Source organism: Nocardioides sp. NPDC057772 (assembly GCF_042798075.1).
Taxonomy (GTDB): domain Bacteria; phylum Actinomycetota; class Actinomycetes; order Propionibacteriales; family Nocardioidaceae; genus Nocardioides.
The window spans coordinates 1-3,245 of sequence record NZ_JBHVKN010000328.1 but is presented as its reverse complement, the minus strand read 5'-3'; the positions used below and the strand labels follow the sequence as shown (position 1 = coordinate 3,245).

Genomic DNA, 3,245 nt, shown 5'->3' with positions numbered 1-3,245 from the left:
GGTCTCCCTGCTCGGTTCCATGCTGGTGATGTACGCCGTCATGTGGCACCTCACCATCGAGACCCGCTCCGGGTCCGTACTGATGCCTTGCCGATCCGCCAGTAGCCGACGAACGTGATCCGTGACTTCGGGACGCCGAGGGACACCAGGTGGCGGCGTCCCTCGGCCGGGATCGTTCGCTCGCCGACGAGGTAGGCGGAGAGCGTGGCCGGCTCCTCAGGCGTGAATGCCTTCACCGCGGCGATCGCCAGAGCCCCGGTCTGATCGGCGGAGTCGCCACGCGGCAGCCACCGCAGCTCGACCCCCTCGGGTCCGGAGACGTCCTGGACGTCGGCCATGTCCGGGATCTCGATGACCGCCAGCCCTCGAGCGTCGCGGGGCATGTCCCGCAGGATGCCCAGGATCGCAGGTAGAGCCGACTCGTCGCCGACGAGCAGATGGAACGAGGCGTCCGCGTCGAAATCGAAGCCCGTGCCTTGGTCCATGAGCACGACCCGCTCCCCGGGCTGTGCCGTACGCGCCCAGGGGCCGGCGATCCCGACGTCGCCGTGGACGACGAAGTCGACGTCCATCTCGCCGAGCTCGGGCCGGTGCTCGCGGACGGTGTAGTTGCGCAGCGGCGGCCGGTCGCCGTGCCTGAGGTACTTGAGGTAGTCGATCGTCCCGAGCTTCTCGGGCACCGCGTCGAAGTTGGTGGCCTCACCACCCGGCCGCGGCAGGAAGAGCCGGAACCACTGGTCGAAGCCACGCTGCGGGAAGCGCCGCAGGTCGTCGCCGACCAGGGTGAGCCGCACCATGTGTGGGGTGACCTGCTTGTTGTGCAGCACCTCGGCGGCGTACAGACCCTTGAGCTTCCGGCCGTCGTCGAATCCCATGCCTACTCCTCTTCGCAAAGTTAGGCTTACCTTACCTAGAGTTGCAAAGTGGTGAGACCAAAGTCGGTTGACGCCTCCTGACTCCGGGTAAAGGCTGGACGGCATGCCCGCCGACGTGCTTCCCGGCTGGAGGCGCAACGCAGCGATCTTCCTCGCCGGCCAAACGGTCTCCCTGCTCGGTTCCATGCTGGTGATGTACGCCGTCATGTGGCACCTCACCATCGAGACCCGCTCCGGGTCCGTACTGATGCTGAGCCTCGTCTTCGGGATGCTCCCGCAGGCGTTCATGTCGATCTTCGGTGGCGTCTGGGCCGACCGACACCACCGCAAGTTCCTGATCATGGGGTCCGACGCCACGATCGCCGTGGCGACCTTGATCCTGGCCGGCTTGATGGCGAGCGGGATCGACGATCTCTGGATCATCTATCTCGCCCTGGCCATCCGCTCGACCTTCGCCGGCATCCAGATGCCTGCGGTCACCGCGATGATCCCGCAGATCGCGCCGGAGTCTCAGCTGCTCCGCATCAACGGAGCGTTCCAGACCATCCAGTCGGCGATGACGCTCCTCGCGCCGGCACTCGCCGCGGTCATCTACGCCAGCATGGACATCGTCGCCGTCTTCTTCATCGACGCGGTCACCGCTCTGATCGGCGTCGGCCTCCTCGCTCTCGTCCCAGTGGCCCGGCTCGCCCGCACCGACCAGGGCGAGGTCTCCTACTTCGGCGACCTGCGCGCAGGCCTGACGTACGTCGCCACCCACGCGCACGTACGTTGGATCCTGGTCCTGTTCGCACTGGTCATGCTCATGGTCGGCGCACCGTCCTACCTCACCCCACTCATGGTCACCCGGACCTTCGGCGACGAGGTGTGGAAGCTCACCGCCAACGAGCTGTTCTGGGGCTTCGGCATGCTGGCCGGTGGGGCCGCGATGGCCGTGCTCGGTCCCAGGATCGTCCACCGCATGCGCCTGATGGTCGGGTCCGTCATCCTCATCGGACTGCTGGTCGTCGGCCTCGGCGTCTCCACCAACATGTGGATCTTCTTCGTCTTCGGGCTGCTGATCGGGGTGTTCTTCTCGGCACTCAGCACCCCGGCGATCACGATCCTTCAGGAGCGCGTGGAACCGGAGATGCAAGGACGGGTCTTCGGCATCGTCGGGATCGTCATGTCGGTCGCGATGCCGCTGTCCATGGTCGTGTTCGGTCCTCTTGCGGACCAGTTCTCGGTCGAGTCGCTGCTCGTGCTCGCCGGACTCCTCCTCTTCGTGGTGGTCGCCGGCATCCTGGCGATTCCCGGTGCCCGTCGCTCGCTCGCCGAGGTCGACGTCCCGAAGGAGGAGCCTCTCGTCTCCGCTTCGATCACCCCGGACGAGGAAACACCACAGGGCACCACATGACAGTTGCCCGGGGCCTCGAGGGCACCGGGCAACTGGAGAAGCTCTGGATCAGCGGCTGGTGACCAGCTTGATGGCCACGCCGAGACCCGCGGCAATGACGGCGGCGATGAGCAGCTTCTTGACCATGGGAACTCCTAGTTCGAGATGTTGATACCTATGGACTGCAACTATGACATTGGACCCCGTGACGCAGGCCACGTCAACCTGGCGTGGCGCGAAGAGACCTTCATCAGCATCTCGACAAGCTCGATACAGGCATCGCCTATAGGCACAAATGGCAGCAGGGCCACCTCCGAAGAGGTGGCCCTGCGCAAAGTTATGTCCGGCGGCGTCCTACTCTCCCACAGCCTCTCGGTTGCAGTACCATCGGCGCTGAAGGGCTTGACTTCCGGGTTCGGGATGGGACCGGGTATTTCCCCTTCGCTATGGCCGCCGTAACTCTAGAGATCACGCTCGCCACATTGAAGAGCGGGTGACCAAACCTGTGTTACAACAGTTGGTTGTGGACGCGAGACTTGACGGTCTTCGTTTGTTGTTTTTGTTGAGGGTTTATGAAAGATAAGCCCTCGGCCTATTAGTACCGGTCGGCTGGGCATCACTGCTGTACACCTCCGGCCTATCAACCCCATAGTCTGTAGGGGGCCTTAACCCATAAAGGGTGGGAAACCTCATCTTGAAACGTGCTTCCCGCTTAGATGCGTTCAGCGGTTATCACTTCCGAACGTAGCCAACCAGCCATGCACCTGGCGGTACAACTGGCACACCAGAGGTTCGTCCATCCCGGTCCTCTCGTACTAGGGACAGCCTTTCTCAAGTTTCCTACGCGCGCGGCGGATAGGGACCGAACTGTCTCACGACGTTCTAAACCCAGCTCGCGTGCCGCTTTAATGGGCGAACAGCCCAACCCTTGGGACCTACTCCAGCCCCAGGATGCGACGAGCCGACATCGAGGTGCCAAACCATCCCGTCGATAT

Annotated in this window: 2 protein-coding genes and 2 rRNA genes; 1 reads left to right on the top strand and 3 read right to left on the bottom strand. The window is 63.8% G+C overall.

What is annotated here, in order from left to right; translation table 11 throughout:
- Positions 1 to 50: 50 nt before the first annotated feature.
- Positions 51 to 875, bottom strand: a complete 825-nt coding sequence (locus ACFVJS_RS27160) for a siderophore-interacting protein (protein WP_378886664.1) — start codon at positions 873 to 875, stop codon at positions 51 to 53.
- A gap of 103 nt (positions 876 to 978) precedes the next feature.
- Here ACFVJS_RS27160 and ACFVJS_RS27155 point away from each other — a divergent pair, with 103 nt between their 5' ends.
- Complete coding sequence (locus ACFVJS_RS27155; protein ID WP_378886663.1) at positions 979 to 2,271, top strand: MFS transporter; 1,293 nt, start codon at positions 979 to 981, stop codon at positions 2,269 to 2,271.
- A gap of 320 nt (positions 2,272 to 2,591) precedes the next feature.
- On the opposite strand, the gene rrf is transcribed toward ACFVJS_RS27155, so the two are convergent.
- Positions 2,592 to 2,708: ribosomal RNA gene (gene rrf / locus ACFVJS_RS27150) — 5S ribosomal RNA — on the bottom strand.
- A 117-nt stretch (positions 2,709 to 2,825) separates the two neighbouring features.
- Positions 2,826 to 3,245, bottom strand: a 23S ribosomal RNA gene (locus tag ACFVJS_RS27145); the annotation flags it as partial.